Source organism: Agrococcus sp. GCM10030265, assembly GCF_042666675.1.
GTDB lineage: Bacteria > Actinomycetota > Actinomycetes > Actinomycetales > Microbacteriaceae > Agrococcus.
Window position 1 is genome coordinate 371,013 of sequence record NZ_JBHTCZ010000004.1, and the last position, 25,467, is coordinate 396,479.

25 protein-coding genes and 1 tRNA gene are annotated in these 25,467 nt (G+C 74.5%); 10 read left to right on the forward strand and 16 right to left on the reverse strand.

The features are described from left to right. Positions 1–6: 6 nt before the first annotated feature. Together ACFQPP_RS13490 and ACFQPP_RS13495 are read right to left on the reverse strand one after the other, a co-directional pair. Positions 7–861 (reverse strand): ABC transporter permease, encoded by an 855-nt coding sequence (locus ACFQPP_RS13490; protein WP_376917158.1) that lies wholly within the window; start codon positions 859–861, stop codon positions 7–9. Further along, the gene (locus ACFQPP_RS13495; protein ID WP_376917159.1) at positions 858–1,772 is read right to left on the reverse strand and encodes an ATP-binding cassette domain-containing protein; all 915 of its coding nucleotides are present in this window, start codon (positions 1,770–1,772) and stop codon (positions 858–860) included. The genes ACFQPP_RS13490 and ACFQPP_RS13495 overlap by 4 nt, the downstream gene beginning before the upstream one ends. Before the next feature lie 165 nt (positions 1,773–1,937). Between ACFQPP_RS13495 and ACFQPP_RS13500 the strand changes: the two genes are divergently transcribed. Then, positions 1,938–2,336, forward strand: coding sequence for a hypothetical protein (locus tag ACFQPP_RS13500; protein WP_376917160.1), 399 nt, complete (start codon positions 1,938–1,940; stop codon positions 2,334–2,336). A 232-nt stretch (positions 2,337–2,568) separates the two neighbouring features. Further along, positions 2,569–3,993: an amidase gene (locus tag ACFQPP_RS13505; protein ID WP_376917161.1), complete on the forward strand. Its 1,425-nt coding sequence runs from the start codon at positions 2,569–2,571 to the stop codon at positions 3,991–3,993. Positions 3,994–4,028: 35 nt separating this feature from the next. Here the strand turns inward: ACFQPP_RS13505 and ACFQPP_RS13510 are convergent, their stop codons facing one another. Beyond that, on the reverse strand, positions 4,029–4,478 hold the full coding sequence (locus ACFQPP_RS13510; protein ID WP_376917162.1) for a hypothetical protein: 450 nt from the start codon (positions 4,476–4,478) through the stop codon (positions 4,029–4,031). An 89-nt stretch (positions 4,479–4,567) separates the two neighbouring features. Here ACFQPP_RS13510 and ACFQPP_RS13515 point away from each other — a divergent pair, with 89 nt between their 5' ends. Further along, the gene (locus ACFQPP_RS13515; protein WP_376917163.1) at positions 4,568–5,761 is read left to right on the forward strand and encodes a glycosyltransferase; all 1,194 of its coding nucleotides are present in this window, start codon (positions 4,568–4,570) and stop codon (positions 5,759–5,761) included. Between the two features lie 92 nt (positions 5,762–5,853). On the opposite strand, the gene ACFQPP_RS13520 is transcribed toward ACFQPP_RS13515, so the two are convergent. From ACFQPP_RS13520 to ACFQPP_RS13545, 6 genes are all read right to left on the reverse strand, one after another. After that, positions 5,854–6,639: a PspA/IM30 family protein gene (locus ACFQPP_RS13520; RefSeq protein WP_376917164.1), complete on the reverse strand. Its 786-nt coding sequence runs from the start codon at positions 6,637–6,639 to the stop codon at positions 5,854–5,856. 68 nt (positions 6,640–6,707) lie between these two features. After that, complete coding sequence (locus tag ACFQPP_RS13525; protein WP_376917165.1) at positions 6,708–8,798, reverse strand: TPM domain-containing protein; 2,091 nt, start codon at positions 8,796–8,798, stop codon at positions 6,708–6,710. A gap of 102 nt (positions 8,799–8,900) precedes the next feature. Then, positions 8,901–9,647 (reverse strand): hypothetical protein, encoded by a 747-nt coding sequence (locus tag ACFQPP_RS13530; RefSeq protein WP_376917166.1) that lies wholly within the window; start codon positions 9,645–9,647, stop codon positions 8,901–8,903. After that, positions 9,644–10,153, reverse strand: coding sequence for a sigma-70 family RNA polymerase sigma factor (locus ACFQPP_RS13535; protein ID WP_376917167.1), 510 nt, complete (start codon positions 10,151–10,153; stop codon positions 9,644–9,646). The genes ACFQPP_RS13530 and ACFQPP_RS13535 overlap by 4 nt, the downstream gene beginning before the upstream one ends. A 9-nt stretch (positions 10,154–10,162) precedes the next feature. Next, positions 10,163–10,846 carry an FMN-binding negative transcriptional regulator gene (locus ACFQPP_RS13540; RefSeq protein ID WP_376917168.1) on the reverse strand — a complete coding sequence of 228 codons (684 nt, stop codon included), beginning with the start codon at positions 10,844–10,846 and terminating at the stop codon, positions 10,163–10,165. A 194-nt stretch (positions 10,847–11,040) separates the two neighbouring features. Beyond that, positions 11,041–12,927, reverse strand: a complete 1,887-nt coding sequence (locus ACFQPP_RS13545; RefSeq protein WP_376917169.1) for a phosphoenolpyruvate carboxykinase (GTP) — start codon at positions 12,925–12,927, stop codon at positions 11,041–11,043. 83 nt (positions 12,928–13,010) lie between these two features. Between ACFQPP_RS13545 and ACFQPP_RS13550 the strand changes: the two genes are divergently transcribed. Further along, positions 13,011–14,471 carry a helix-turn-helix domain-containing protein gene (locus tag ACFQPP_RS13550; RefSeq protein WP_376917170.1) on the forward strand — a complete coding sequence of 487 codons (1,461 nt, stop codon included), beginning with the start codon at positions 13,011–13,013 and terminating at the stop codon, positions 14,469–14,471. Between the two features lie 15 nt (positions 14,472–14,486). Continuing rightward, entirely contained in the window at positions 14,487–15,101 is a 615-nt protein-coding gene (locus ACFQPP_RS13555) for a low molecular weight phosphatase family protein (RefSeq protein ID WP_376917171.1), read from the forward strand. An 18-nt stretch (positions 15,102–15,119) separates the two neighbouring features. Here the strand turns inward: ACFQPP_RS13555 and ACFQPP_RS13560 are convergent, their stop codons facing one another. The 3 genes from ACFQPP_RS13560 to ACFQPP_RS13570 are packed head-to-tail and all read right to left on the reverse strand — an operon-like array spanning position 15,120 to position 17,931. Next, on the reverse strand, positions 15,120–17,300 hold the full coding sequence (locus ACFQPP_RS13560; protein ID WP_376917172.1) for a heavy metal translocating P-type ATPase: 2,181 nt from the start codon (positions 17,298–17,300) through the stop codon (positions 15,120–15,122). Continuing rightward, a complete protein-coding gene (locus ACFQPP_RS13565; RefSeq protein WP_376917173.1) occupies positions 17,300–17,620 on the reverse strand; it encodes a heavy-metal-associated domain-containing protein in 321 nt (106 codons plus the stop codon). Before ACFQPP_RS13565 ends, ACFQPP_RS13560 begins: the two co-directional genes overlap by 1 nt. Positions 17,621–17,637: 17 nt before the next feature. Next, positions 17,638–17,931, reverse strand: a complete 294-nt coding sequence (locus tag ACFQPP_RS13570; RefSeq protein ID WP_376917174.1) for a metal-sensitive transcriptional regulator — start codon at positions 17,929–17,931, stop codon at positions 17,638–17,640. Positions 17,932–18,044: 113 nt separating this feature from the next. On the opposite strand from ACFQPP_RS13570, the gene ACFQPP_RS13575 reads away from it, so the two are divergent. The 3 genes from ACFQPP_RS13575 to ACFQPP_RS13585 are packed head-to-tail and all read left to right on the forward strand — an operon-like array spanning position 18,045 to position 21,108. Further along, complete coding sequence (locus ACFQPP_RS13575) at positions 18,045–19,322, forward strand: acyltransferase (protein ID WP_376917175.1); 1,278 nt, start codon at positions 18,045–18,047, stop codon at positions 19,320–19,322. A 56-nt stretch (positions 19,323–19,378) separates the two neighbouring features. Next, entirely contained in the window at positions 19,379–20,785 is a 1,407-nt protein-coding gene (locus ACFQPP_RS13580; RefSeq protein ID WP_376917176.1) for an NAD(P)/FAD-dependent oxidoreductase, read from the forward strand. After that, entirely contained in the window at positions 20,782–21,108 is a 327-nt protein-coding gene (locus ACFQPP_RS13585; protein WP_376917177.1) for a cupin domain-containing protein, read from the forward strand. The genes ACFQPP_RS13580 and ACFQPP_RS13585 overlap by 4 nt, the downstream gene beginning before the upstream one ends. Here ACFQPP_RS13585 and ACFQPP_RS13590 read toward each other — a convergent pair. Further along, positions 21,096–21,746 (reverse strand): DNA-3-methyladenine glycosylase, encoded by a 651-nt coding sequence (locus ACFQPP_RS13590; protein ID WP_376917178.1) that lies wholly within the window; start codon positions 21,744–21,746, stop codon positions 21,096–21,098. The two genes, ACFQPP_RS13585 and ACFQPP_RS13590, sit on opposite strands and share 13 nt — an antisense overlap. A gap of 5 nt (positions 21,747–21,751) precedes the next feature. Continuing rightward, on the reverse strand, positions 21,752–22,453 hold the full coding sequence (locus ACFQPP_RS13595; protein WP_376917179.1) for a TetR/AcrR family transcriptional regulator: 702 nt from the start codon (positions 22,451–22,453) through the stop codon (positions 21,752–21,754). 146 nt (positions 22,454–22,599) lie between these two features. Here ACFQPP_RS13595 and ACFQPP_RS13600 point away from each other — a divergent pair, with 146 nt between their 5' ends. Next, positions 22,600–23,832, forward strand: a complete 1,233-nt coding sequence (locus ACFQPP_RS13600; protein ID WP_376917180.1) for an MFS transporter — start codon at positions 22,600–22,602, stop codon at positions 23,830–23,832. Positions 23,833–23,907: 75 nt separating this feature from the next. On the opposite strand, the gene ACFQPP_RS13605 is transcribed toward ACFQPP_RS13600, so the two are convergent. Continuing rightward, positions 23,908–23,983 (reverse strand) — tRNA-Arg (locus tag ACFQPP_RS13605). Positions 23,984–24,074: 91 nt separating this feature from the next. Here ACFQPP_RS13605 and ACFQPP_RS13610 point away from each other — a divergent pair. Beyond that, positions 24,075–24,872, forward strand: a complete 798-nt coding sequence (locus tag ACFQPP_RS13610) for a transglutaminase family protein (protein WP_376917181.1) — start codon at positions 24,075–24,077, stop codon at positions 24,870–24,872. Positions 24,873–24,884: 12 nt separating this feature from the next. Here ACFQPP_RS13610 and ACFQPP_RS13615 read toward each other — a convergent pair whose 3' ends face one another. Continuing rightward, positions 24,885–25,445 (reverse strand): hypothetical protein, encoded by a 561-nt coding sequence (locus tag ACFQPP_RS13615; protein WP_376917182.1) that lies wholly within the window; start codon positions 25,443–25,445, stop codon positions 24,885–24,887. Positions 25,446–25,467 lie beyond the last annotated feature (22 nt).

The window sequence follows — 25,467 nt, forward strand, 5'->3', positions numbered from 1 at the left end:
AAGACCCTACGCGTCGCGCCGCACGAGGGCCGCGGCGGCGCCGACGAGCGCGACCGCGGGCCATGCGATGGTCACGGCGAGCGCACGCCAGAAGTCGCCGCCGGGCTCGGCGCCGGGCATCGACATCGTCATGCCCGAGTTCGGCAGCAGGTACGGCGACGCCTCCTGCACCCACTCGAACGGGATGAGGCCGACGATCGTGGGCAGCACCAGCAGGATGCCGAGCGCGATGGCGATGGCGCCGGCCCCCGAGCGCACGAGCGTGCCGATCGCGAGCGAGAACACGGTGAGCAGCGCGAGGTACACCGCGCCGCCGAGCACGGCGAAGGGCACGGATGCGTCGATCTCGATCGTCGACGCCTCGACGCCGAACGCGAGCGCGATGCCCACGGTCGACAGCATCCCGACGGTGAGCGCGATGGCGCTCGCCACGAAGGCGATGAGGCCGAGCACGAGCGCCTTCGCGCCGAGCACGGGGGTGCGGGCGGGCACGGCGGTCAGCGACGAGCGGATCTGCCCCGAGCCGTACTCGCCGGTGATGGCGATGACGCCGAGCACCGCGAAGACGAGCTGCGACATCAGCAGGCCGGATGCGCCGAGCGACGCGAGCGGGATCTGCTGGAAGAGGCCCTGCTCGATCGCACCCTCGGGTGCGGTCGCGAGGGTCGCGAGCGTGGCGAGCGCGCCGAGGCCGGCGGTGATGACGACGGCGATCGCGATCGCCCATCCGATGGATCGGACGCTCGTGAGCTTGATCCACTCGGCGCGCATCGCACCTGCGAACGTGACGCGGTGCTGGGTCTCGCGGTAGGTGGCGCGGCGCGCCTCGGGGGCGTCCGCCGTGGGGGTCGCGGTGGTCATCGGGTGCCTTCCGTCCTGTACTCGACGGCGTCGCTCGTGAGCGCCATGTAGCGCTCCTCGAGCGTCGCCTTGCGGGGCGCGAGCTCCTCGATGCCGATGCCGGCGCCCACGGCGACCTCGGCGATGCGCGGCGCGGGCACGCCCGACACCTCGACGGCGTCGGGGGCGACCTGCGTCGTCGTGACGTCGTCGGCGGCGAGCAGGTGCGAGAGCCGGTCGACGCCGGCGCCACGCACGAGCACGACCTGCTGGGCGCCCTGCGCGCCGAGCATCTCGTCGATCGACTGGTCGGCGAGCACGCGTCCCTTGCCGAGCACGACGACGCGGTCGGCGACCTGCGCCATCTCGCTCATGAGGTGCGACGAGAGCAGCACGGCTCGGCCCTCGGAGGCGAGCGAGCGCAGCAGGCGGCGCACCCATGCGACGCCCTCGGGGTCGAGGCCGTTCACGGGCTCGTCGAGGATGAGCGTGTGCGGGTCGCCGAGCAGCGCCGACGCGATGCCGAGTCGCTGGCCCATGCCGAGCGAGAAGCCGCCGACGCGCTTGCGGGCGACCGACTCGAGGCCGGTGATCTCGAGCACCTCGCGGACGCGGGCCTTGCCGATGCCGTGCGTGGCCGCGAGGCCCAGCAGGTGGCGCTCGGCGGTGCGGCCGGGGTGCCATGCCTTCGCGTCGAGCAGCGCGCCGACCTCGGTGAGCGGCGAGCGCAGCTCCCGGTAGGGCACGCCGGAGACGGTGACGGATCCGGCATCGGGGCGGTCGAGGCCGACGATCATGCGCATCGTCGTCGACTTGCCCGCGCCGTTGGGGCCGAGGAAGCCGGTGACGAGGCCCGGGCGGACCTCGAATCCGACGTCGTCGACCGCGACCTTGGCGCCGTAGCGCTTCGTGAGGTGCTGTGCAGCGATCATGCATCCAGCGTGGCGGCGGGGCCCGCGTCGCCGCATCGGCGGAAGGGGGGAGATGCGGGCGGATGCGGTCGTACCGGGGTAGGACGCGGCCCGGCACCCGGGTGCTCGCCGGGGCCCGCACGCGGCATCCGAGGCCGTGTCGGTGCCTGATGCGATGCTCGCCGCATGTCGACGTACGACGAGTGGAAGGCGGCCCGCATCGAGGCCGAGGCGAAGGCCGCCGCAGCGGCCGAGGCCGCCGGAGCGCAGGCCACGGTCACGCCGCTCGGCGACGGGCTGTGGATGGTGTCGGTCGCGGGGGTCAACCGCGGCACGGTCACCCGCATCCTCGTGCGCGGCGAGCAGCGCTACGAGGCGAGGCTGCGCCATGTCGACCCAGGTCGCGGCACGCGCATCGGCGAGTACTGGGCGCTCGCGAAGGCCGTCGCGGCGCTGCGCGCCGAGGTGCCGAGGTTCGTGGGGCGCGACCCGTTCAAGGAGCTCACGAACTACGTCTCGCGCGACCAGATGCGCGAGCGCACCGAGCAGATGCGGCAGCGGCGGCGAGCGGGCAGGTACCAGTAGCGCTGGCGCCGGCCGCGCGGCCGGTCTCGTGCTGGTCGCGGCGCGTGCGAGCGCGGCACGCGTCGCGAGACCGCGTGGTTCGGATGGGGCGGTGCACGGTCGCGCCGCGAGCCGCCGAGATGCGCACGCAGCGGCATCTCGATCGCCCATGGCGGCCCACGTGCCGCTCCGCGCGCATCGCGGCGCGCCGACCGACCGGTCAGGCCGGGTCGCGCCCCCGTAGGCTCGATGCGTGACGGCGCTGCACGAGCTCTCGGCCATCGACCTGTGGGACGCGATCCACCGCCGCCGGGTGTCGGCGGGAGAGGTCGCCGAGCACTTCCTCGCCCGCATCGATCGCGACGAGACGAACGCGTTCGTCACCGTCACGCCCGACGCGGCGCTCGCGCGCGCCGACGCGATCGACGCCGCCGACGACCGCACGCCCGTCATCCTCGGCCTGCCGTTCGCCGACAAGGATCTCGTGCAGCGCGCGGGCGTGCCCACGCAGTTCGGGTCGCGGGCGCGCGAGGGCTTCGTGCCGACGGTCTCCGACCCGATCGTCGACGTGCTCGACGCCGCGGGCGGCGTGAGCCTCGGCAAGACGGCGACGCCCGAGTTCGGCTTCTCGGGCCACACGTCGAGCGCGCTCACGGGCCACACGACCCTGCCAGGGCATCCGACGCTCGGCGCTGGCGGCTCGTCGGGCGGCGCGGCCGCGGCGGTCGCGGCGGGCCTGCTGCCGTTCGCGCCGGGCAGCGACGGTGGCGGCTCCATCCGCATCCCCGCGTCGGTGTGCGGGCTCGTGGGCCTCAAGCCGTCGCGGGGGCGCGTGCCCGCGCACTCGGGCCTCGGGCAGATCGGCGGCCTCTCGGTCGCCGGCCCCATCGCGCGCTCGGTCGTCGACGCTGCGCTGCTCATGGAGGCGATGCTCGGCCGCGTCAACGGCGTCGTGCCGCATCGCACGACGCTGCGCTCGCCCGAGCTCGACGGCGGATCGCTGCTCGCGGCCGCGACGCGCGGCGAGGGCCGCTTCCGCATCGCGGTGCTCGAGGGCACGCCGTGGGACGACGCCGTCGACGTCGCCATCTCGCAGGATGCGCGGGACGCCGTCGCCGTGGCGGTGCGCGAGCTGGGGGAGGCGGGGCACGCGCTCGACGAGCTCGCGATGCCGGCGCTGCCCGGCTACGCCGACACCTTCGCGACCCTCTGGCGCTACGGCGCCGCGGGCATCCCGTTCACCGACGAGCAGCGTGCGCGCGTCGAGCCCCTCACGCGGTGGCTCGCGGATGCGGGCAGGCTGCTGACGCCCGGCGAGGTCGGGCAGGCGGTCGCCCTGTTCACGGCGTACGAGCGCACCGTCGTCGGAGCCTTCGCACCGTTCGACGCCGTGCTGACGCCGACGACGGCGCTGCCCGCGCGTCCGCTCGACTGGTACGGCGACGACCCCGAGGAGTCGTTCCGGCAGCAGGTGCGGCACACGCCGCACACGTCGTTCGTGAACGTCTCGGGGCTGCCCGCCATCACGCTGCCCGTGCACGAGACCGCCGAGGGCCTGCCGATGGGCGCGCAGCTCATCGGGCGCCCGGGCGAGGAGGCGACGCTGCTCGCGATCGGTCGCCAGCTCGAGCGACGGCTGCACTGGCAGCACCGCACGGTGGCGCGCTTCGCCGCCTGACGCCCCGCGCCGTCGCGGCCGGTGGCGGCGCCGCGCTACGACGCCTCGGGGGTGCGCTGCGTGCGTCGCCTCGGCAGGTAGCCGCCGAGCTCGAGGCCGGCCTCGACCTCGAACCGGTTCGTGGTCGCCTCGATCCCCGCGGCGTAGTAGAGCGGCACGAACGCGAGCCCGTAGCGCAGCCACTGCTGCCGGTGCACCTCCTCGTGCGCGAGGATGCCGGGCGACGCGTTCGTGCTCGTGAGGAAGGTGGCGCCGACGGTCGTGCCACCGCGGCCGAACGCCCACGAGGGCAGGCCCGTGACCACGTGCAGCTCGCCGTCGCGTCGCACCTCGCCGCCGAGGAGGCGACCCCATGCGAGCGCCGCCTGGGTCGCGAGGTGGTAGCCGGGCACCGCGACCGGGCGAGACAGCAGCACCCGCCGCACGGGTCGCAGCGCCGCGTGCGCCACGCGGCCCGTGGCGTGGCCGATGGCGCGCAGTCGCATGGCAGCGACGCTACCCGCAGCCGCGGGATCCCTCCAGCGCCCGCCGCCGCCCGCGCACGGCGTGCGGCGCAGCGGCTACGCTGACGCGCATGCGGATCGCGATGGTGTCGATGCACACGTCGCCCGCAGACCGGCCGGGGTCGGGCGACGCGGGGGGCATGAACGTCTACGTGCTCGAGACTGCGCGCGCGCTCGCGGCTCGTGGCCATCGGGTCGACCTCTTCACGCGCGCCACGGGCACGCGGTGGACGAAGCGGCTCGCGCCCGGCGTCACGCTCTTCGCGCTCGAGACCGGTGGCGGCGCCGTGCGCAAGCACGACCTGCCGAACCTCGCCGACGACTTCGGCGAGCAGCTGCAGCGCGTCGCGGTCGACGCCGACGAGCCCTACGACGTCATCCATGCCCACTACTGGCTCTCGGGGCTCGCAGCGCTGCCGGTCGGGCTCGCGCTCGGCGTGCCGCTCGTGCAGACGTTCCACACGCTCGCGGTGCAGAAGGCGGCGGGCGGCGCGGCCGAGCCCGAGCGCCGACGCCTCACCGAGCGCTACCTGGCGCTCGAGGCCGACGCCGTCGTCGCCGTGTCGAACGCCGAGGCCGACACCGTCATCGACGACCTGCGCGTCGAGGCGTCGCGCATCTGGCTCGTGCGACCGGGCGTCGACCCGGATGCGTTCGCCCCGCCGGGCTTCGACGTGCGCGACGACGTGCGCGCGCGCCTCGGGGTGCGCGACCACGAGGCGCTCGTCGTCGTCGCGGGGCGCGTGCAGCCGACGAAGGGGCAGGACCTCGCGGTGCGGATGCTCGAGCACCTCGACGACGCGGTGCTCGCGATCGCGGGCGAGGCTCCTCCTGGCGACGAGGGCTTCGTCGACGAGCTCGTCGCGATCGCCTCCGAGCTGGGCGTCGCCGATCGCGTGCGCCGCATCGGCGCGCTCGACCGGCCGGAGCTCGCGAGGCTGCTGGGGGCGGCGAGCCTCGTGGTCGTGCCGAGCCGAGCCGAGTCGTTCGGCATCGTGGCGCTCGAGGCGGCCGCATGCGGCACGCCCGTCGTCGCCGCCGACGTCGGCGGGCTGCCGGAGTCGGTCGTCGACGGCGCGACGGGCGTGCTCGTCGGCGGTCGCGACCCCGAGGCGTGGGCTGCGGCGTGCCGCAGGCTCATCGACGATCCCGTGCGGCTGTCCGAGCTGTCGGCCTCCGCCCGCATCGAGGTCGAGCGGCGCACGTGGCAGGCCTCGGCCGAGCGGCTCGACCAGGTCTACCGGGCGCTCGGCGCCGACGTCTGACGAGCGCGCGCGCGGCGCGCATCCGATCATCGCCGGCTGCACGACGAAGGGGGCGAGCCCGCAGGCCCGCCCCCTCGCATCCGTGCCGCGCGTCAGCGGTCGACGACCTCCGCGTCGACCGTGCCGTCGGTGACGGCCGACTGCTGCGAGCCCGACGTGACGGCCTGCTGCTGGCCGCGCTTCATCTCGGCGAGGCGCGCCTCGATCTCGATGTCGCGGTCGTGGTTCTCGAGCGCCTCGAACTGCGCGTCGAGGCTCGATGCCGACAGCTCCTGCTGGCCGAGCACCTTCGCCTCCTCGCGGCGGATCTTCTCCTCGAAGCGGCCGATCTCGCTCGTGGGATCCATGATGTCGATCGACTTGATCGCGTCGTGCACCTGCGACTGCGCCTGCGCGGTCTTCTGGCGGGCGATGAGCTCCGAGCGCTTCGACTTCAGCTCGTCGAGCTTCTGCTTCATGGTGTCGAGGCCGGTCTTCAGCTTGTCGACGACCTGCGTCTGCGACTGGATCGACGGCTCGGCGGCGCGCGCCTCGGACTCCGACTGCATCTGCTTCGACAGGGCGACCTTCGCGAGGTTGTCGAACTTGTCGGCGTCGGAGGAGCCCTCGCTGCGCAGCTGGTCGGCCTTCTGGCTCGCGGCGAGCGCCTTGCGGCCCCAGTCCTGGGCGGCGCGGACGTCCTCCTGGTAGTCCTGCTCCTGCATGCGCAGGTTGCCGATGGTCTGCGCGATGGCCTGCTCGGCCTCGGCGATGGAGTTCGTGTAGTCGCGCACGAGCTGATCGAGCATCTTCGCCGGGTCCTCGGCCTGGTCGAGGAGGGCGTTGATGTTCGCTCGGGTGAGCTGGGCGATGCGACCGAAGATGGACTGCTTGGACATGGTCTCCCTTTCGAGTGCCGTGTGGTCTGGATGCTGGATGGATGAGTGGGTGGGCGTGCGCGGCGGCGTCAGAAGTCGCCGCCCCCGCCGTCGAAGCCGCCGAAGTCGCCGCCGCCGCCGAAGAAGCCGCCGAAGTCGCCGCCGCCGCTCGAGAAGCCGCCGCCGTCGCCACCGAAGAAGCCACCGCCGTCGCCGCCGGACGCGGACGCGCCCCAGTCGCCGCCGCCGTGATGCGAGCCGCCGACGAGGATGTTGCCGAGCACCGAGCCGAGGACGCCGCCCATGACGGCGCCGCCGATGTTGCCCATGCCGCCACCCACGTCGCCGGCGTCGAAGCCGCCGCGTCCGCGGCGTCGGCCGCCGTAGTAGGGGTTGCGGGAGCCGCCGAACCCGCCGCCGAACCCGCCGCCGAAGCCGCCACCCGAACCGTAGCCGTCGACGTCGCCCTGCGCGTCGCGCAGCGCCTGGTCCGCACGCTCGGAGGCGCGACGCGCTGCGTCGGTCGCAGCCTCGACGTCGGAGGACTGCATGCGCAGCGCCTGCGCCAGGTCGTCCTGCGCGAGGGCGAGCATCTGCCGTGCGTGCGAGCCGACGGCGATGCGGCGAGTGGTGACGAACTGCTCGGCGGCGTCGATGCTCTGCCGTGCCGACGTGATCCATCCCTGCAGCGACGATGCGGCGCGCGCCCCGCGCTCGGACTCCTCGCGCGAGTGCCCCGTCGCCTGCTCGAGGGTGTCGTTGGCGCGCTGCAGCCTCGGCAGCACGTCGGCGACGTCGACGGGCGATCGTCGGGCGTCGGCGATCGCCTGCTCGGCGAGCTGGATGATGGGGCCGAGGTCGGTCGCGCCCCTCGGCAGCGACCGCGCGACGGCGACGTCGTTCACCGTGTCGTCGACGAGCACGCGCACCTGCTCCTCCGTGGCCGCGAGGTCGTCGCCCGCGCGCTCGACGCCGGCGAGCAGCGACTGCGCCTGCGCGAGCGCCGCCTCGGCGGCGTGCACGGCGACGGCTGCCTGGCCGGGCTCGGCACCGCGACCACGGGCGATGGCCTCGTCGATCGCGGGCAGCAGCCGCTCGGCGCCCGCGATGTTCTGCTGCACGGGTGCGATGGAGTGCCCCGTGTAGCGGTCGTCGAGGCGGTCGAGGATCTGCTTCGCGGCGGCGATGCGCGGCTCGAGCTCGCTGCGCGCACGCGCCGCCGCCTCGAGGGCCTGCGGCGCCGTGTGCTCGAGGTCGCGCAGCTGCTCGAATCCCTTCGCCTGGCCGGCGAGCTCGGCCGTGGCGCCCTCCGCGATCTGGAGGATGCGGCTCGACCAGTCGTGGCGCTCCTGGTCGGTGTCCGGGTAGGCGTCGTCGAGCTGCTGCTGCAGCTGGAAGGCCTCCTTCAGCCCGCCCTTCGCACGCTCGACGGCCTGCGTGTACTGGGCGACGGGCTCGGCGCCGAACTGCGCGAGCGCGAACTGCAGCTCCTGCTCGGACTGCTGCACGGTGTCGTCGAGCTGCACGAGCGCGATGTCGGCGCGCTGCCTCAGCTGCTCGAGGCTCTGCTGGTGCTGCTCGACCTCCTGCTGCGCCGCACGTCGCTTGCGACGTCGGCGGGCGAGCACGGTGCCGACCGCGACGCCGCCGCCCACGACGGCGAGGCCGCCGACGACGGCCGCGCCGGTGCCGAGCGCCGTCTCGCCAGGCGTCGCGGCATCCTCGGCGATGCGGTCGGCGAACGCGGCGATGCCGCCCTCGAGGTCGCCCTGGTTGAGCGCCGGCTCGAGGAAGCCCGTCTGGGCGTCCTGGATCTGCTCGGCGGAGCGGTCGACGCCGGAGCCCGTCGACGTGCCGTACTGCCCGTCGTCGATCGCGATGGACAGCAGGATGGAGTCGGCGGGCAGCCCGGAGTCGATGGCGGTCTGGTTCGACCACTCGCCGCGGTCCATGCCGTCGAACGACGACACGACGACCGCGTGGACCTGCACGTCGGAGCCCTCGTTCGCGGCCTCGAGGGCCTCGGTGACCTCCGCCACGTCGAACTGGCCGGTCTCGTCGACGAACACGTCGCCGCCGAGGTCGACGGGAGCCTCGGTGACGAGCGCCCCCGCGCTCAGGCCGAGCATCGCGGCCGCCGCGATGCCGGCTGCCACGATCCCTCTGACGATGCTGGGCATCCATCCCCCCTCGGGTGGTCGCTTCGGCGCGAGCCTACCCGGCGGCCCTCTGGCCGAGCCTGGGATTCCCCGGGTCTCGCGCCCGCTGAGAGCGAACGCGGCTCAGGGCGTCGCGGTGCCGAGCGCGGCACCCTGCGCGACGGCGCTCGCGCCCGTCGCGATCGCGACGACGGGGGCGACGGCGCCCGTCGCGGCGGGGTCGCCGCCGCGACACGGCAGGAGGTCGCTCGCGACGTCGACGTCGAGGCGCTGGACGTCACCGGGCGCGAGCGTCAGCGCCACTCCCGCGAGCGCCGAGGCGGGGTCGACGGACGCTGCCGCCGCCACGGTCGCGCCGTCGAGCGTCGCGATGCCGACGTCGCCGATCCGCACGGCGAGCGTCGCGTCGCCGAGGTTCTCGACGACGAGCGTCGCCGTCCCCTCGCTCGGCGCACCTGCGAACGCGAGGGCGAGTCCGGGCTGCAGCGATCCGGCGGGTGCGAGCGCGCACGTTCCCGCGTCGACGGACGGCGCCGCGGTCGTCGCCTCCTCGCCCGGCGCGCCCAGCACGCCCGGCTCGTCGGCGCTGTCGCCGCCGCTCGCATCGGTCGCCTCGGGCGCCGACCCGGCGGGCGCCTGCTCGGCGACGCCCTGCTCCTGCAGCGTCGCCGTCACGGGGTCGGGGCCGAGGAGGCCCGGCACGACGACGGGTGCGAGGAATGCGAGGCAGCCGGCCGCCGCCGCGACGCCGACGCCCACGACCTTCGGGCGTCGCCGTCGGCGGGCTGCGGCGACGACCGCGTCGACGTCGACCGTCGTCGTCGGCTCGGGCATCGCCTGCAGGCGCTCGCGCAGCTCGTCGTCGTTCATCGCGCACCCTCCGCATCCTCGGCGGCGATGCGCTCGCGCAGCTTCGCCATGCCGTCGCTCACGTAGCGCTTCACCGAGCCGGGCGCGATGCCGAGCTCCTTCGCCGTCTCGTCGACCGAGCGGTCCTCGTAGTAGCGCAGCACGATGCAGGCGCGCTCGCGCGGGCTCAGCCGTTCCAGGCGCGCCGCCATGTCGAGGTGCGCGCCCGTGAGGGTCGAGCCCGAGTCGACGCGCTCGTGCGGCACGACGAGGGGGCGGATGCGCTGCCATCGCTGACGCCGCCGCGCGCGATCGAGGAAGCGATTCGCGATGGCGCGCCGCACGTACGCCTCGGCCTGCTCGACCTCGAAGCCGTTCCGCAGCCGACCGAACGTCGCCGCGAGCGCATCCTGCACCAGGTCCCTCGCCTCCTCGTCGTCGCCGCACAGCAGCGCGGCGTACCTCGTGAGGGCATGCCCGCGCTCCGCGACCAGTCGGGTCACGACCGTCTCCCAGTGCGCAGCCATCCCTACCCCCTACGACGCTGCGGAGCCCTGCTCGGTTGGGGTGGGGGCGAGATCGGCGTCGAGCGCGGCCTGCATCCGGGCGGCGAGGTGCGGATGCGTGCCGCGCAGATGCTCGATGACGCTCATGCGGGTCTCGGGCGACTTGCTCTGCGACAGCTTCGACTTCGCCGTCCACGTGCGCACCGTGAGGCGCAGCCCCGACGTGCCCATCGCGAGGCCCTGGTTCGTCTCGTCGTCGACGTCGAGCCGCTTCGCACCCGGCCGATCGCCCTCGAAGTGCGCGACGAGACGCTCGAGCGTCGCCATGTTCTCCTCGTGCGGCACGACCTCGACGTCGCACACGGCGTGCACGGCCTCGAAGTTCCACGTGGGCACCTGGCCGTCGTCGGCCCCGAGGTACCAGGTGGGGGAGACGTACTCGTGGTCGCCCTGCACGACGACGAGCATCGTGCCGCGGCCCGTCGCCGCACCGCCGACGAGGCCGTGCAGGCGGGCGTCGGCGCGACCCAGGTGCGTCACGAGCACGATCGCATCGTCGTCGTTCGCGCCGGGGGCGTCGTCGAGCAGCAGCGGGGTGTGGGATGCGACGGGCGCGCCGTCGACGTGGCTGACGAGCGTCGCCCAGGGATGCGTCTCCACGAGGCCGCGCACGAACGCCGGGTCGTCGACGCGGTACTGGGGGTTCGGCTGCATGGGCACGATCCTCGCATCCGTCGGCGCATGCCGCGCCGGTCCGCGCGCCGGTCGCTGGTCGCGCCGCGTGCGGGCGGTGGGGGGCATGCGGCGCAGGGCCCGGACGCCGTCGGCGGCGTCGCTCGCCACCACGGCCCGCGCGCATGACGGAGCCCCGACCGCACGACGCGGTCGGGGCTCCGATGGGCGAGCGATCAGGCGGCGGCGAGCGCCGTCTCGGGCGCTGCAGCCGTCTGCTGCTCGAGGCGCCACCGCACGTGGTTCAGCTGGCGACGCAGGCCGAACGGCAGGCGCTCGAACTGGCCGAAGAACGCGTCGACGTCGACGAGCTCGGCGAGCCATGCGGGTGCATCCACGGCGAGCAGCTCGTCGAGCGCACCCTCGGGCAGGTCGAGGCCGGACACGTCGAGCGCGCCCTCGGCGGGAAGCACGCCGATCGCGGTGTCGACGCCCTGCGCCGTGCCGGCGACGCGTCCTGCGATCCAGTCGAGCACGCGCGCGTTCTCGCTGAAGCCGGGCCACAGGAACCCGCCGTCCTCGTCGCGCCGGAACCAGTTGACGCTGAAGATCGCGGGCGCGTCGCGGCCGAGGCGCTGGCCGACGTCGAGCCAGTGGCGGAAGTAGTCGCCCATGTCGTAGCCGCAGAACGGCAGCATCGCGAACGGATCGCGACGGATCGCTCCGACGGGGCCCTCGGCGGCTGCCGTCTGCTGGCTCGAGATCGTGGCGCCCACGTAGACGCCGTGCTCCCAGTCGCGCGCCTGCATCACGAGCGGCACCTGCGACGGGCGACGCCCGCCGAAGACGATCGCGTCGATCGGCACGCCCTCGGGCGCATCCCAGTCGTCGGCGAGCGAGGGGCACTGGGTCGCGCGCACGGTGAAGCGCGCGTTCGGATGCGCCGCCGGCGTGCCCGACTCGGGCGTCCACGGCTGGCCGCGCCAGTCGGTCAGCGAGGCGGGGGCCTCCTTCGTCATGCCCTCCCACCACACGTCGCCGTCGTCGGTGAGCGCGACGTTCGTGAAGATGGTGTCGCGCTCGAGCATCGCCATCGCCGTCGAGTTCGTCGCCTCGGACGTGCCGGGGGCGACGCCGAAGAAGCCGTTCTCGGGGTTGATGGCGTGCAGGCGGCCGTCTGCGCCCGTGCGCATCCATGCGATGTCGTCGCCGATGGTCTCGACGTGCCAGCCGGGGATCGAGGGCTTCAGCATCGCGAGGTTCGTCTTGCCGCATGCGGAGGGGAACGCGGCGGCGAGGTGGATGCGCCGGCCGTCGTCGTGGGTCATGCGCACGATGAGCATGTGCTCGGCGAGCCAGCCCTCGTCGCGCGCCTGCACCGAGGCGATGCGCAGCGCGAAGCACTTCTTCGCGAGCAGCGCGTTGCCGCCGTACGCCGAGCCGAACGACCAGATCTCGCGCGTCTCGGGGAAGTGCGAGATGTACTTCGTCGTGTTGCAGGGCCATGCCGTGTCCGCCTGGCCGGGGGCGAGCGGCGCGCCGACGGAGTGCACGGCGGGCACCCACTCCTCGCCGCCCGCGATGGCCTCGAGCACGTCGGTGCCGACGCGCGTCATGGCGTGCATGCTCGCGACGACGTACGGCGAGTCGGTGAGCTCGATGCCGAGCTTCGAGATCGGCCCGCCCACGGGGCCCATCGAGAAGGGGATGACGTACATCGTGCGACCGCGCATCGCGCCCTGGAAGAGGCCGCCGAGGGTCTCGCGCATCGCCTCGGGGTCGCGCCAGTGGTTCGTGGGGCCCGCGTCCTCGTCGTCGACGGAGCAGATGAACGTGCGGTCCTCGACGCGCGCGACGTCGTCGGGGTTGCTGCGCGCGAGGTAGCTGCCCGGACGCTTCGGCACGGGCACGATCGTGCCGGCCTCGAGCATCGTGTCGACGAGCGAGGCGAACTCGGCCTCGGAGCCGTCGCACCACTCGACGCGTGCCGGCTCGGTGAGGCGAGCGACGCTCGCGACCCACTCGACGACCGAGGCGGCGGTGCCCTCGGGGGCGCCGATGAGGGTGCGCGCGGCCCTCGCGGGCGAGGCGCCGGACGTCGGAGGCGGGGGAAGGATCGTCATGTCTTCCACCATGCGCCGGATTTCGCCGTCGCGTGCCGAGATCCGGCCGGAAGGTTGTGCGGTTCTTTCGCTAAGGTGGCGGTGTGAGCGATCTTGCAGTCCTCGGCCACCGCATCCGGCACTTCCGCGGGCGGGCGGGCCTCACCCTCGACGGGCTCGGCGATGCCGTGGGCCTCGCGGGCAGCCAGCTCTCGCTCATGGAGAACGGCAAGCGCGAGCCGCGCCTGTCGCAGCTGCAGGCCATCGCCGCCGCGCTCGGCGTCACGACCACCGACCTGCTCTCGGAGGAGCCGCCCACCGAGCGCTCGCGTCTCGAGCTCGAGCTGCAGCGCCTGCAGGAGGGAGCCGTGTACTCGCGGCTCGGCCTGCCGCACGTGCGCGCGTCGAAGACGATGCCCGACGAGGTGCTTCGCTCGCTCGTGGGCCTGCAGCGCGAGCTCGACCGCCGCTCGCGCGAGGCGATCGCGACGCCCGAGCAGGCACGCCGCGACTCCACGGCCATCCGCCTGCAGATGCAGCAGCAGGACAACGCGATGCCCGAGCTGGATGCGCTGGCCGAGGAGCAGCTCGCCGCCGTCGGCCACGAGCGCGGCGCCCTCACGCACCGCGCCGTCGCCGACATGGCGCAGCGCATCGGCTTCGAGCTCGTCTACGTCACCGACCTGCCGCACTCGACGCGCTCGGTCACCGACCTCGAGCACGGCCGCATCTACCTGCCGCCCGCCTCCATCCCCGGCGGTCACGGGCTGCGCTCCATGGCGCTGCAGGCGATCGCGCACCGGCTGCTCGGCCACTCCGAGCCGACGTCGTACCGCGAGTTCCTGCAGCAGCGCCTCGAGATCAACTACTTCGCCGCCGCCACCCTCATGCCGCGCACCGCGTCGGTCGAGTACCTGCACCGCGCGAAGAAGGAGCGCAACATCGCCGTCGAGGACTTCCGCGACGCCTTCGGCGTCACGCACGAGTCGGCGGCCATGCGCTTCACGAACCTCGCGACCGTCGACCTCGGCCTCCAGGTGCACTTCCTGCGCGTCGGCGACGACGGCGCGCTCATGCGCGCCTACGAGAACGACGGCCTGCCGCTGCCGATGGACGCCTCGGGCGCCATCGAGGGGCAGGTCGTCTGCAGGCACATGGCGGCGCGCACGGCCTTCGACCGCGCGTCCCGCACGACGGAGTTCTACCAGTACACCGACACGCCCTCCGGCACGTTCTGGTGCTCGTCGCAGACCGGCACCGGCACCGACGGCGAGTTCTCGATCACGGTCGGCGTGCCCTTCGACACGGCGAAGTGGTTCCGCGGCGCGTCGACGCAGCGCCGCGAGCAGTCGCGCTGCCCCGACAAGACGTGCTGCTCGCAGCCCGCGCCCGACATCGCCGAACGCTGGCGCACGAAGGCGTGGGCGAGCGCGCGCATGCATCAGCACACGCTCGCGCCGCTGCCGTCCGGCACCTATCCCGGCGTCGACGACGCAGAGCTGTACGACTTCCTCGAGCGCCACGCGCCCGACGAGGCCGATGCCGACGCCGCACGGATGGGCTGAGGCATGCTGGGGAGCATGCGCACGAGGCGGGGCAGGCGGGCCGAGGAGCCCGCGACGTTCGACGAGGCCGCCGCGGCGCTCGCGACGGCCCATCCGACGCTCGACGCGGGCGTCGTGGCCACGCTCGCCCACCATTCGCGCGACCTGCTCGCCGCCATCGACGCCGGCCACGAGCAGCTCGACGAGCGCGCCATCGACCTCGCGTCGCAGCGCCTCGACGCGCTCGACGCGACCGTCGCGCCAGGCGTGCCGCGCGTGCTGTTCCTGTCGACGCGCAACGACGGCATGTCGATCCTCGCGGAGGCGCTCGTGCGCGCCTCCGACGCGGGGGTCGTCGCCGCGTCCGCGGGCGTGCGCCCCGTGGCGTCGGTGCTGCGGTCGGTCGCCGACGCCCTCGTCGAGGTGGGCGTCGCGCATCCCGGCTTCCCGAAGCCGCTCACGAGCGAGGTGCTCTCGCGCGCCGACCTCGTCGTGACGATGCTGTGCGACGCGCCGCCGCTGCATGACGGGCAGCGCACCGAGTCGTGGGACCTCGAGGATCCCGCCGGCCTCGGATCGAGCGCCGTGCGGTCGCTGCGCGACCAGATCCGCATCCGCGTCGACGCGCTGCTCGACGACCTGCGGGCGTAGCCGGCCGCGCCGCGTCGGTCAGCGACGCGGGCGATGGAGCCGCAGGGTGAGCGACGACCCGACGACGAGCACGCTCGACAGCGCCATCGCGAGCCCGGCGAGCATCGGCGTCAGCAGGCCGGCCATCGCCACGGGGATCGCGACGGCGTTGTACGCGAACGCCCACACGAGGTTGAGGCGGATGGTCGCGAGGGTGCGCCGCGACAGCGCGATGGCGTCGGCGGCGGCGTCGAGGTCGCCGCGCACGAGCGTGACGTCGGCCGCGTGCTGCGCGGCATCCGTGCCCGTGCCCATCGCGATGCCCAGGTCGGCCGCGGCGAGCGCCGCGGCGTCGTTGACGCCGTCGCCCACCATGGCGACGGATCCGCCCGCCTGCGCGGCACGCACGGCGGCGACCTTGTCGGCGGGCGTCGCGGCCGCCGTCACGTCGGCGATGCCCACCTCCCGCGCCACGGCGTGCGCCGCCCGCGGGTTGTCGCCCGACACCATCGCGACGCGCACGCCCATGCGTGCGAGGCGCGCGACGGCTGCTGCGCTCGTGGGCCGCACCTCGTCGCGCACGGCCAGCACGCCGCGCGCGGCGCCGTCCCACGCGACGACGACGGTCGTCGCACCGCGGGACTGCGCCTCGTCGAGCGCCGCCTGCAGCCGTGCGGGCAGGGGAGCCGACCACGCGCTCGCGATCCACTCGGCCGAGCCCGCCTGCGCGGCACGGTCGCCGACGACGCCGTGGATGCCCATGCCCGCCGCCGCCTGCACGCGCGACGCCGCCCGCGCATCCGGCGCCGCGGCGACGATCGCGCGTGCGATGGGATGCTCGCTGCCGCGCTCGAGCGCCGCGGCGACGCGCCGCACCTCGTCGGCGTCCTCGTCGTCGGCGGCGACGGTCGCATCGAGGCGCATGCGCCCCGCGGTGATGGTGCCGGTCTTGTCGGCGAGCAGCACGCGCACGCGCCGCGCGGCCTCGAGCACGCGCGCGTCGCGGATGAGGATGCCGAGCTCGGCTCCCGTCGTCGTCCCCGCGAGCAGCGCCGTGGGGGTGGCGAGGCCGAGCGCGCACGGGCACGCGATGATGAGCGTCGCGATCGCCGCGGTGAACGCGCGCTGCACGTCGCCCGTGGCGACGAGCCAGCCGACGAGCGTCAGCACCGACAGGCCCACCACGACGGGCACGAACACCGAGGAGATGCGGTCGGCGATGCGCTGCACCGCCGTCTTGCCCTCCTGCGCCTGCTCGAGCAGGCGGGCGATGCGGGCGAGCTCCGTGTCGCCGCCCACGGCGGTGGCGCGCACGACGAGCACGCCGGCGCCGTTGATGGTCGCGCCGACGACCGCCGAGCCCTCGGTGACCTCGACGGGCATCGACTCGCCCGTCACGAGCGACGCGTCCACGGTCGAGACGCCATCGACGACGACGCCGTCGGCGGCGATCTTCTCGCCGGGCACGACGCGGATGCGGTCGCCGACCGCGAGCGACTCGACCGGCACGCGCTCCTCGCCCGCGCCCGTGAGGCGCGTGGCCTCGCGGGCGCCGAGGCGTGCGACGGAGCGCAGCGCGTCGACCGAGCCGCGCCGCGCGCGATGCTCGATGAGCCGCCCGGCGAGCAGGAACGCCGTGACGGCCGCGACGACCTCGAGGTAGAGGCCCGCGTGCTCGCCCGTCGACAGCAGCCCGTCCATGTGCATGCCTGGCGCGCCGGCGCCGCCCCACACGAGCGCCCACAGCGACCAGAGGAAGGCGGCGGCGACGCCCATCGACACGAGGGTGTCCATCGTCGTCGCGCGATGCCGCAGGGCGGCGACGGCCGCGCGGTGGAAGGGCCACGCCGAGTAGAGGGCGATGGGGGTGGCGAGCGCGAGCGACAGCCACTGCCAGCCCGCGACCTGCAGCGCGGGCACCATGCCCATCGCCACGACGGGCGTGCCGAGCACGGCGGCGACGAGCAGGCGTCGCACGAGCGGCGCGTCCGAGCGCTGCCGCTCGGGCTCGGGCAGGGATGCGCCGTACCCCGTGGCCTCGACGGTCGCGATGGCGTCGGCGACGGTGGTGCCCTCGGGCAGCGTGACGTGGGCGACCTCGGTCGCGTAGTTCACGGTCGCCTCGACGCCGGGCATGCGGCCGAGGCGCCGCTCGATGCGAGCGGCGCACGACGCGCAGGTCATGCCCTCGATCTCGAGGTCGACGACCTCGGCTGCCATCAGTCGACGAGCGCGTAGCCGGCCTCGTCGACCGCGGCGCGCACGGCCGCGAGGTCGAGGGGGCCGTCGGCGTCGACGCGCACGGTGGAGGTGCCGCCCGCGACGAGGTCGACCTCGACGCCGCGCACGCCCTCGATGGCACCGAGCTCCTCGCGCACCGCCGAGACGCAGTGCCCGCACGTCATGCCGGCGACGGCGAAGTCCTGCGTCCGGGCGGGTGCCTCGTCGGCGCCGCCGCCGCCGCAGCATCCGCCGCCGCAGCATCCGCCCGACTGCTCGGGGGCCCGGGGGGTCGTGGTGATCTCGACGTCCTGCTGCATGGGGATGCTCCCTCTCGTCACGAGCGGACGAGCCGGCCGATGGCCTGGCTCGCCTCGCGGATCTTCTCGTCGGCGACGGTGCCGCCGGACCTCGCGGCCTCGGCGACGCAGTGCGCCAGGTGGTCGTCGAGCAGCTGCAGCGCGACGGTCTCGAGCGCCTTGGTCGCCGCGGAGACCTGGGTGAGGACGTCGATGCAGTACGTGTCCTCCTCGACCATGCGCGCGATGCCGCGCACCTGACCCTCTGCTCGCTTGAGCCTGCGGAGGATCGCCTGCTTGTCGTCGGCGTAGCCGTGCGCGTGCTGCTCCATGCGAGTCAGCATACCCCAAGGGGGTATGGGTATGCGAGCCCCGACCCGTGGCACGCGCGTCGCGGCGTCATGGCAACGGCCGGCGTGCGGCATCCCGGCTCTAGAGTGACCGCGTGACCACCGACGAACGCGCCACCGCCGAGGCGAGGCTCGCCAAGCGCGACCTCACGCTCGACCTCGCGCGCGTCGTGTGCGTGCTGCTCGTCATCGTCGTGCACCTGCTCTTCGCGGGCGTCTCGGTCACCGACGACGGCATCGCGCTCGAGCGCACCCTCGAGCTGCAGCCGTGGTTCCCCGTCGCGACGTGGTTCGGCCTCATCATGCCGCTGTTCTTCGTCGTCGGCGGCTTCGCGTCGTCCGTGGGGCTCCAGAGCGGTCGCCGGCGCGGCGACGATCCCGAGGACTTCGCGCGCGTGCGCCTCGCGCGCCTCGCGCGGCCGTCGCTGCCGCTCTTCGTCTTCCTCGCGGTCGTGCTGGGCATCGCTGCGCTGCTGCCCGTCGACCCCGCCTTCGTCGACGGCGTCGCCGTCGGCGTCGGGTCGCCGCTGTGGTTCCTCGCGTCGTACATGCTCGCGCAGGCGCTCGCGCCGTTCCTCCTCGAGTGGCACGAGCGCCGCCCGGCCGCGACGCTCGCGACGCTCGTCGCGCTCGCGTGCGCGACGGATGCCGTGCGCATCGCCGTCGACGAGCCGCTCGCGGGCCTGCCGAACGTCGCGTTCGTGTGGCTCGCGGTGCAGCAGCTGGGCTTCTGGATGCACGACGGATGGTTCGCCGCCCGCCGCTGGTGGCAGCTCGCGGCGATCGTGGTCGCGACGTACGGCGTGCTCGCGGTCGTCGTGCGGGTGGGCGACTACTCGACGAACATGCTCTCGAACCAGTTCCCGCCGACGGTGCCGCTGCTGCTCCTCGGCATCGCGCAGGCCTGCCTCCTGCAGCTGCTGCATCGACCGCTCACGGCGCTCATGCGGCTGCGGCCCGCCCAGGGCGTCGTGCTGCTGCTCGGCTCGCGCCTCATGACGGTGTACCTGTGGCACCTGCCGCTCATCATGGTGATGATCGGCGTGCAGCTCGTGCTGCCCTTCCCGCTGTCGACGCCCGGCACGGCGCAGTGGTGGCTCGAGCGCATCCCCGCCTTCCTGCTCGTGCTCGCCGTCGTGTCCCTCCTGTCGATCCCGCTCGTGCGCTTCGAGCGCGTGCAGGCGCTGCCGGATGCCCCGTCGGCGTGGCGCACGGTCGTCGCGCTCGTGCTGTTCATCGCGCCGCCGTTCGCGATCATGACGTTCGGCCTCGACCTGCTGCTCGCAGCGCTCGCCGTCGCCGGCACCGTCTCGGCGCTGCTGCTCGCCCGCATCCCGCTCGCCCCCGCGCCGCGGGCGCGCCTCCTGCCGTGATCGCCGCCCACCGCGGAGCCCGCCGCGGAGGGCTGCCGCTGCCCTAGGCTCCGCTCATGGAGACCACGTTCGACGCAGCCGTCGACCCGGCGCTCGTCGCCCGAGCGCTCGCCCCCGCGCAGGAGGGCTCGGTGTGGCTCGACATGCCCGCCCCGCGGCATCCGCGACTCACGGCGCACGTGCGCGCTGACCTCGTCGTCGTCGGCGGCGGCTACCTCGGGCTGTGGACGGCGCTCAAGGCCGTCGAGCGCGAGCCCGGCACGAAGGTCGTGGTCGTCGAGGCGCACCGGCTCGGATGGGCCGCGTCGGGCCGCAACGGCGGCTTCTGCGACGCGTCGCTGACGCACGGGCGGTCGAACGGCGAGTCGCGCTGGCCCGCCGAGCTCGACGAGCTCGAGCGCCTCGGCATGGAGAACCTCGACGGCATGCAGGCCGACGTCGAGCGCCTCGCGCTCGACGTCGAGTGGGAGCGCACGGGCTCGCTCACGGTCGCGACCGAGCCGCACCAGCTCGAGTGGCTGCGCACCGAGGCGGTCGAGGAGCGCGGCGTGTTCCTCTCGGCTGCGCAGACGCGCGCCGAGCTCGACTCGCCCACGTACCTCGGCGGCTACCTCGACCGCACGGGCACGGCGCTCGTGCACCCCGGTCGGCTCGTGCACGAGCTCGCTCGCGCGTGCGCCGACCGCGGCGTCGAGCTCTTCGAGCGCTCGAAGGCCGTCTCGATCGACACGGATGCCGATGGCGTCACGGTGCGCACGGGCGGCGGCAGCGTGCGCGCGCCGCGCGCGATGCTCGCGACGAACGCGTTTCCGAGCCTGCTGCGGCGCGATCGCCTCTCGACGGTGCCGGTCTACGACTACGTGCTCGCGACCGAGCCGCTCACCGCCGAGCAGAAGGCGGCGATCGGGTGGGACTCCCGTCGGGGCATCTCGGATGCGGCGAACCAGTTCCACTACTACCGGCTCACGGCCGACGACCGCATCGTGTGGGGCGGCTACGACGCCGTCTACTTCTACGGCGGCCGCATCCGCCCGCACCACGAGCGCAGGCAGGCGTCGTACGACCGGCTCGCTGCGCACTTCCTCACCACCTTCCCGCAGCTGGAGGACGTGCGCTTCGCCTACCGCTGGGCGGGCGTCATCGACACGTCGACGCGTTTCTGCGCCCAGTACGGCCTCGCCCGCGGCGGGAGGGTCGCCTACGCGAACGGCTTCACGGGGCTCGGCGTCGCGGCGACGCGCTTCGCCGCCGACGTGTGCCTCGACCGGCTCGCGGGCATCGAGACCGAGCGCACCGAGCTGCAGATGGTGCGGCAGCCGGCGATCCCGTTCCCGCCGGAGCCGTTCGCGTCCGCGGGCATCCAGGCGACGCGCTGGTCGCTCGATCGCGCCGACCACCAGTCCGGTCGTCGCAACGCGCTGCTGCAGACGCTCGACGCGCTCGGGCTGGGCTTCGACTCGTGAGCCGGGTCGTGCGCCTCGCCGACGTGCCCGTGCCGCTGCAGCCGCTCCCGGCGACGGAGGTCGTGGCGGGCTCGCCGGAGGCCGGCGCCGTCGCGCTCGCGACGGCGGGCGAGGTCGAGGTGGGCGTGTGGCGCATGACGGTGGGCGTCGCGACCGACGTGGAGGTCGACGAGGCCTTCGTCGTGCTCTCGGGCCGCGCGAGCATCCGCGTGGGCGGCGGCGAGACGTTCGACGTCGCCCCGGGCGACCTCGTGACGCTCGGCGCCGGCGAGCGCACCGAGTGGACGGTGCACGAGACGCTCACGAAGGTCTACGTCGCCTGACGGGGCCTGCGCGGCGCGGCCGCGCGGTAGGCCGACACGCTCGGCTCGCCGGGCAGCCAGCACCGCCACGGGAAGCGCTCGGCGTCGCCGCCGACCCCCGAGACGCCCACGCGCGGGCCCGTGCGGTGGGGGAGCGGATGCGTCGGCAGGCTCGCGCCGACGTCGAGCGACCACGGCCCGCCTCCCAGCAGGTCGGCGCCGTCGTCGGCGAGCGTCGCGCCGAGCGCCTGCGCCAGGTTCCCCGGCCCGCGCGCGAGCTCGACGATGGGGGAGCGTCTGGGCCTCGCCTCGCGCCGCGCCCTCGCGAGCGGCTCGCCGTCGACGACGCTGCCCGCCCGCACCAGCACCCCGAAGCCCTCGTGGTCGCCAGCGACGACGTTGATGGCGTGATGCATGCCGTAGGTGAAGTAGGCGTAGAGGTGGCCCGCCTCGCCGAACATCGTCGCGTTGCGCGCGGTGCGGCCGCGGAACGAGTGCGCGCCAGGGTCGTCGGCGCCGCGGTAGGCCTCGACCTCGGTGATGCGCACGACGACGCGGCCCTCGCTCGTCTCGTGCGCGATCGTCGCGCCGAGCAGCAGCGGTGCGATGACGACGGGGTCGCGCGCGAGCCATGCCCGCACGGCGCGCGCATCCGGCATCCGCGTCAGCGGCCCGGCCGATCGGTGGGCCAGCCGCGCGCGTGCAGGCTCTCGAGCCCGGCGATCGTCGTCTCGAGGATGAAGGAGAAGTACGCGTCGTCCGCCGCGGCGACGTCCTCCGCCTCGCCGAGGAACGGCTCGACGAGGGTCGCGGCGATGAGCGCGATCGCCTCGCTCGTGCTCGACTCCATGCTCGCGAGCATCGCCGCGTGGTCGCGGGGCCCGTCGTCCTCGACGAGGCGGCGGTCGTCGCCCATCGCGATGGCGGCGAGCGTGTTGTTGACGAGCGTCGCGTAGGCGAGCGCCGCATGGTCGCCGAGGCCGGCGCGCTGCAGCGCCGCGACGCCCGACTCGACCGTCGGCACGGTGAGCGTGAGCGTGGGGCCGTGCAGCAGCAGCCACTTCGCGACGCCGGGATGCGCGCCGATCACGGCGCGCGCCGGCAGGATGAGCCCGCGGAACCAGTCCTGCCACGAGAGGTCGTCGCTCGGCAGGTCGATGGCGCCGAGCACGCGCTCGACGACGCGACGCACGATGAGGTCCTTGCTGCCGACGTGGTGGTAGAGCACGGATGCGGCGACGTCGAGCCTGCGGGCGAGGTCGCGCACCGACCATCCGAGCAGGTGCGTCTCGCGGGTCAGGGCGACGGCCACGTCGACGACGCGCTCGGGCGTCAGCCCCACGTGGAATGGTGCCTCGTCGGGCATGCCCGCCTCCGTCCGTCGTGGTCAGTCTGGACCATGGCGGGCGCTCGGCCATGACGGCGCGCACGCTCGAGGGGTGACGACGCCTCGCTTTCGCGGTACCGTGCAATCGAACGACGTTCTACCACCGATCGAGAGTCGCAGGCTCCATGGCCGCCGAGAGTCCCGTGCGCGTTCCCGCACCGGTCGTCGCCGTGCTCGCCGCCGTGCTGCTGTCGGCGTTCGCGCAGATGTCGGTGCAGCCGACGTCGGCCCCCATGGCGAGCGAGCTCGGGCTCGCGCCGTGGCAGGTCGGCCTCGCGGTCGCGCTCTCGGCGGTCATGATGCTGCTCGCCGCACCCGCATGGATGCGCCGCATGGCGAGACACGGCGCGCGCGGTCCCATGGTGCTGGCGCTCGCGCTCGCGGCGGTCGCCATGGCGGCGTTCGGCACGCTCGCGATGCTCGGCGCCCGCGGGCTCGTCGAGGGGTGGATGCTCGTCGCGGCCATCCTCGTCCTGCGCGGCATCGCGCTCGGCGCCTCGCTCGCCGCGATCGCGCCCGCCGCGCGCGTCGTCATCGCCGCGGCGGTCGACGGCGCCGCTCGCGCTCGTGCGCTCGCCGGCATCGCGACGGTGCAGGGCGTCGCGGTCGTCATGGGCGTCGCGCTCGGCGGGTTCCTCTCGGCGTTCGGGGCGCTCGTGCCGCTGCTCGCCGCCCCCGTGATCCTCGCGGCCGGGGCGCTCGCCGTGGCGCTCTGGGGGCCCGTCGCACCCGTCGCGCTGCCCACGGCGCCCGCCGAGCGAGCCCGCGTCGTCGACGCCCGCTCGTGGCCCTTCGCGGTCGTGGCGCTCGTCGTGCTCTCGAGCGTCGCGTGCGTGCAGGTCGTGCTGGGCTTCGTGCTGCAGGAGCGCCTCGCGCTCGACGCTGCGACCACGGGGTTCGCGACCGGTGGCATGCTGCTCGTCGGCAGCCTCGCCGCCGTCGTCGCGCAGTCGCTCATCGCCCGCGCGTCCGAGCGCCCTCGCGTGCTGCTGCGCGTGGGCGTGGCGCTGCTCGCCGGCTCGCTCGTGGTGCTCGTCCCCGCGATGGACGTCGTGACGATGCTCGTCGCCGTCGTCGCAGGCGGCATCGGCGCTGGGCTCGCGCTGTCGGGGGCGGCGCGCACCGCGACGCTCGTGCTCGGCGGCCGTGCGGCGTCGCAGCGCGTCATGGGCGTGGCGGGCGTGCTGGGGGCCGTCGCGGGGCCCGCCGCGGGCACGGCGCTGCTCGCCGCGTCGACGTCGGCGCCGTTCGTGGCGTGCGTCGCCGCGCTGGCGCTCGCGATCGCGCTCGTCGTCGCGCATCCCGCGTTCCACTCTGCGGTCGCGCCGGAGCCGCTGGCCGAGCCGGCCGCGGCCTGAGGCCGCGAGCGACGCGTCGACGTCGGGGACGGCGTCCGGCTGCCGGCCGCCTCGGCCGGTCGTGCCGCGACGACCTGGTGCCCTCGATAGGATTCGAACCTACGACCTTCTGCTCCGGAGGCAGACGCTCTATCCCCTGAGCTACGAGGGCAGGGGCTCGATCAGGCTAGCACCCGGGCACGCATCGCCTCGCCACCGGTCGAGGGGCGAGACGATGACCTCGACGTGAGGAGACCCCCCCCATGGTGCGCACCCTGCACGCCGAGTTCGCGATGGACGTCGACGAGCCGGCCGACTTCACGTTGCTCCTGCTGCCGTCGGCAGGGCACGACGGCGACGAGCGGCTCGCGATCGACGTCGACGGCGAGCCCGTGGAGGCCGCGGAGGTCGTCGGCAGGCACGGCACGCGCGAGCTGCGCTTCACGGCCGGTCCCGGCGCCCTCTCGTGCTCGATCGACGCGCGCATCGCCGGCCGCGCGCCGAGCGCCCCCGAGGGCGACGACGTCGACCGCTACCTCGCGCCGTCGCGCTACACCCAGGTGGATGCGCTGCGCGACTTCGCCTCCGAGCGCTTCGGCCGCGCCGAGGGCTGGGCGGCCGTCGACGCCATCGTGCGCCACGTCGCGCGCAGCCTCGACTACGACGCGCAGCGCTCGGCGCTCGACGACGGCGCCGTCGAGACCCTGCGCAAGGGCGGCGGGATGTGCCGCGACTACGCCCACGTCGTCATCGCGCTGTGCCGTGCGCTCGGCATCCCCGCCCGCTACGCGTCGGTCTTCGCGCCCGCGCTGCAGCCGCCGGACTTCCACGCCGTCGCCGAGGTGCGCATCGACGACGAGTGGTGGGTCGTCGACGCCACGCACCTCGCGCCGCGCGCGAGCATGGTGCGCATCGCGACGGGCGTCGACGCCGAGGAGACGGCGTGGGCGACGAACGCGGGCGGCTGGGTCACGCTGCGCTCGCTGTCGGTCTCGGCCGCCGACGACGCGCTCGACGCCGACGCCGCCGACGACCCGCGGGAGCGCATCCGCCTGTCGTGAGCGGGCGGATCCTCAGCCGAGGTTCGCGCCGATCTGCTGGATGAGCGCGTCGGCGGCGGGCGCGTCGCCCTCGAAGTACTCGGAGCCGACGGCGATCGCCCATGCGCCGACGACGGCGGCCCCGCCGGGCAGCGTCGAGACTGCGGGCGCGTCGCCCGCGGCCTCGAGCACCCCGACGAGCAGCACGTCGCCGCTCGTGACGTGCTGCCATGCGCACACGACGCCCGAGTCCGAGTAGGGCGCGAAGTCGGCGGGGATGCCAGCCGTGGGCGACGCCGTCGCGAGCAGCTCGGGGCTGATCTCGTACACCTGGTCCGGCGTCAGCACGTCGGGGCACGCGAGGTCGAGCGCGCCGTCGACCGGCGCCACGACGGGCGGCTCGCTCGGCGCCGGCTCGAAGTCGGAGGGGTTCGGGTCGGGCACGCTCGGCGAGGCGCTCGGGATGGGCGTCTCGGGCGCCGACGTGCTCGGGCTGGGGGAGGGCTCGCCGTCGAGCGCGCCGGGTGCGCAGGCGGCGAGCACGAGCGTGCCGGCGGCGGCGAGGGCGATGGCGAGGGCGCGAGGGCGAGGCATGCGGCCAGCATAGGATCGGGGG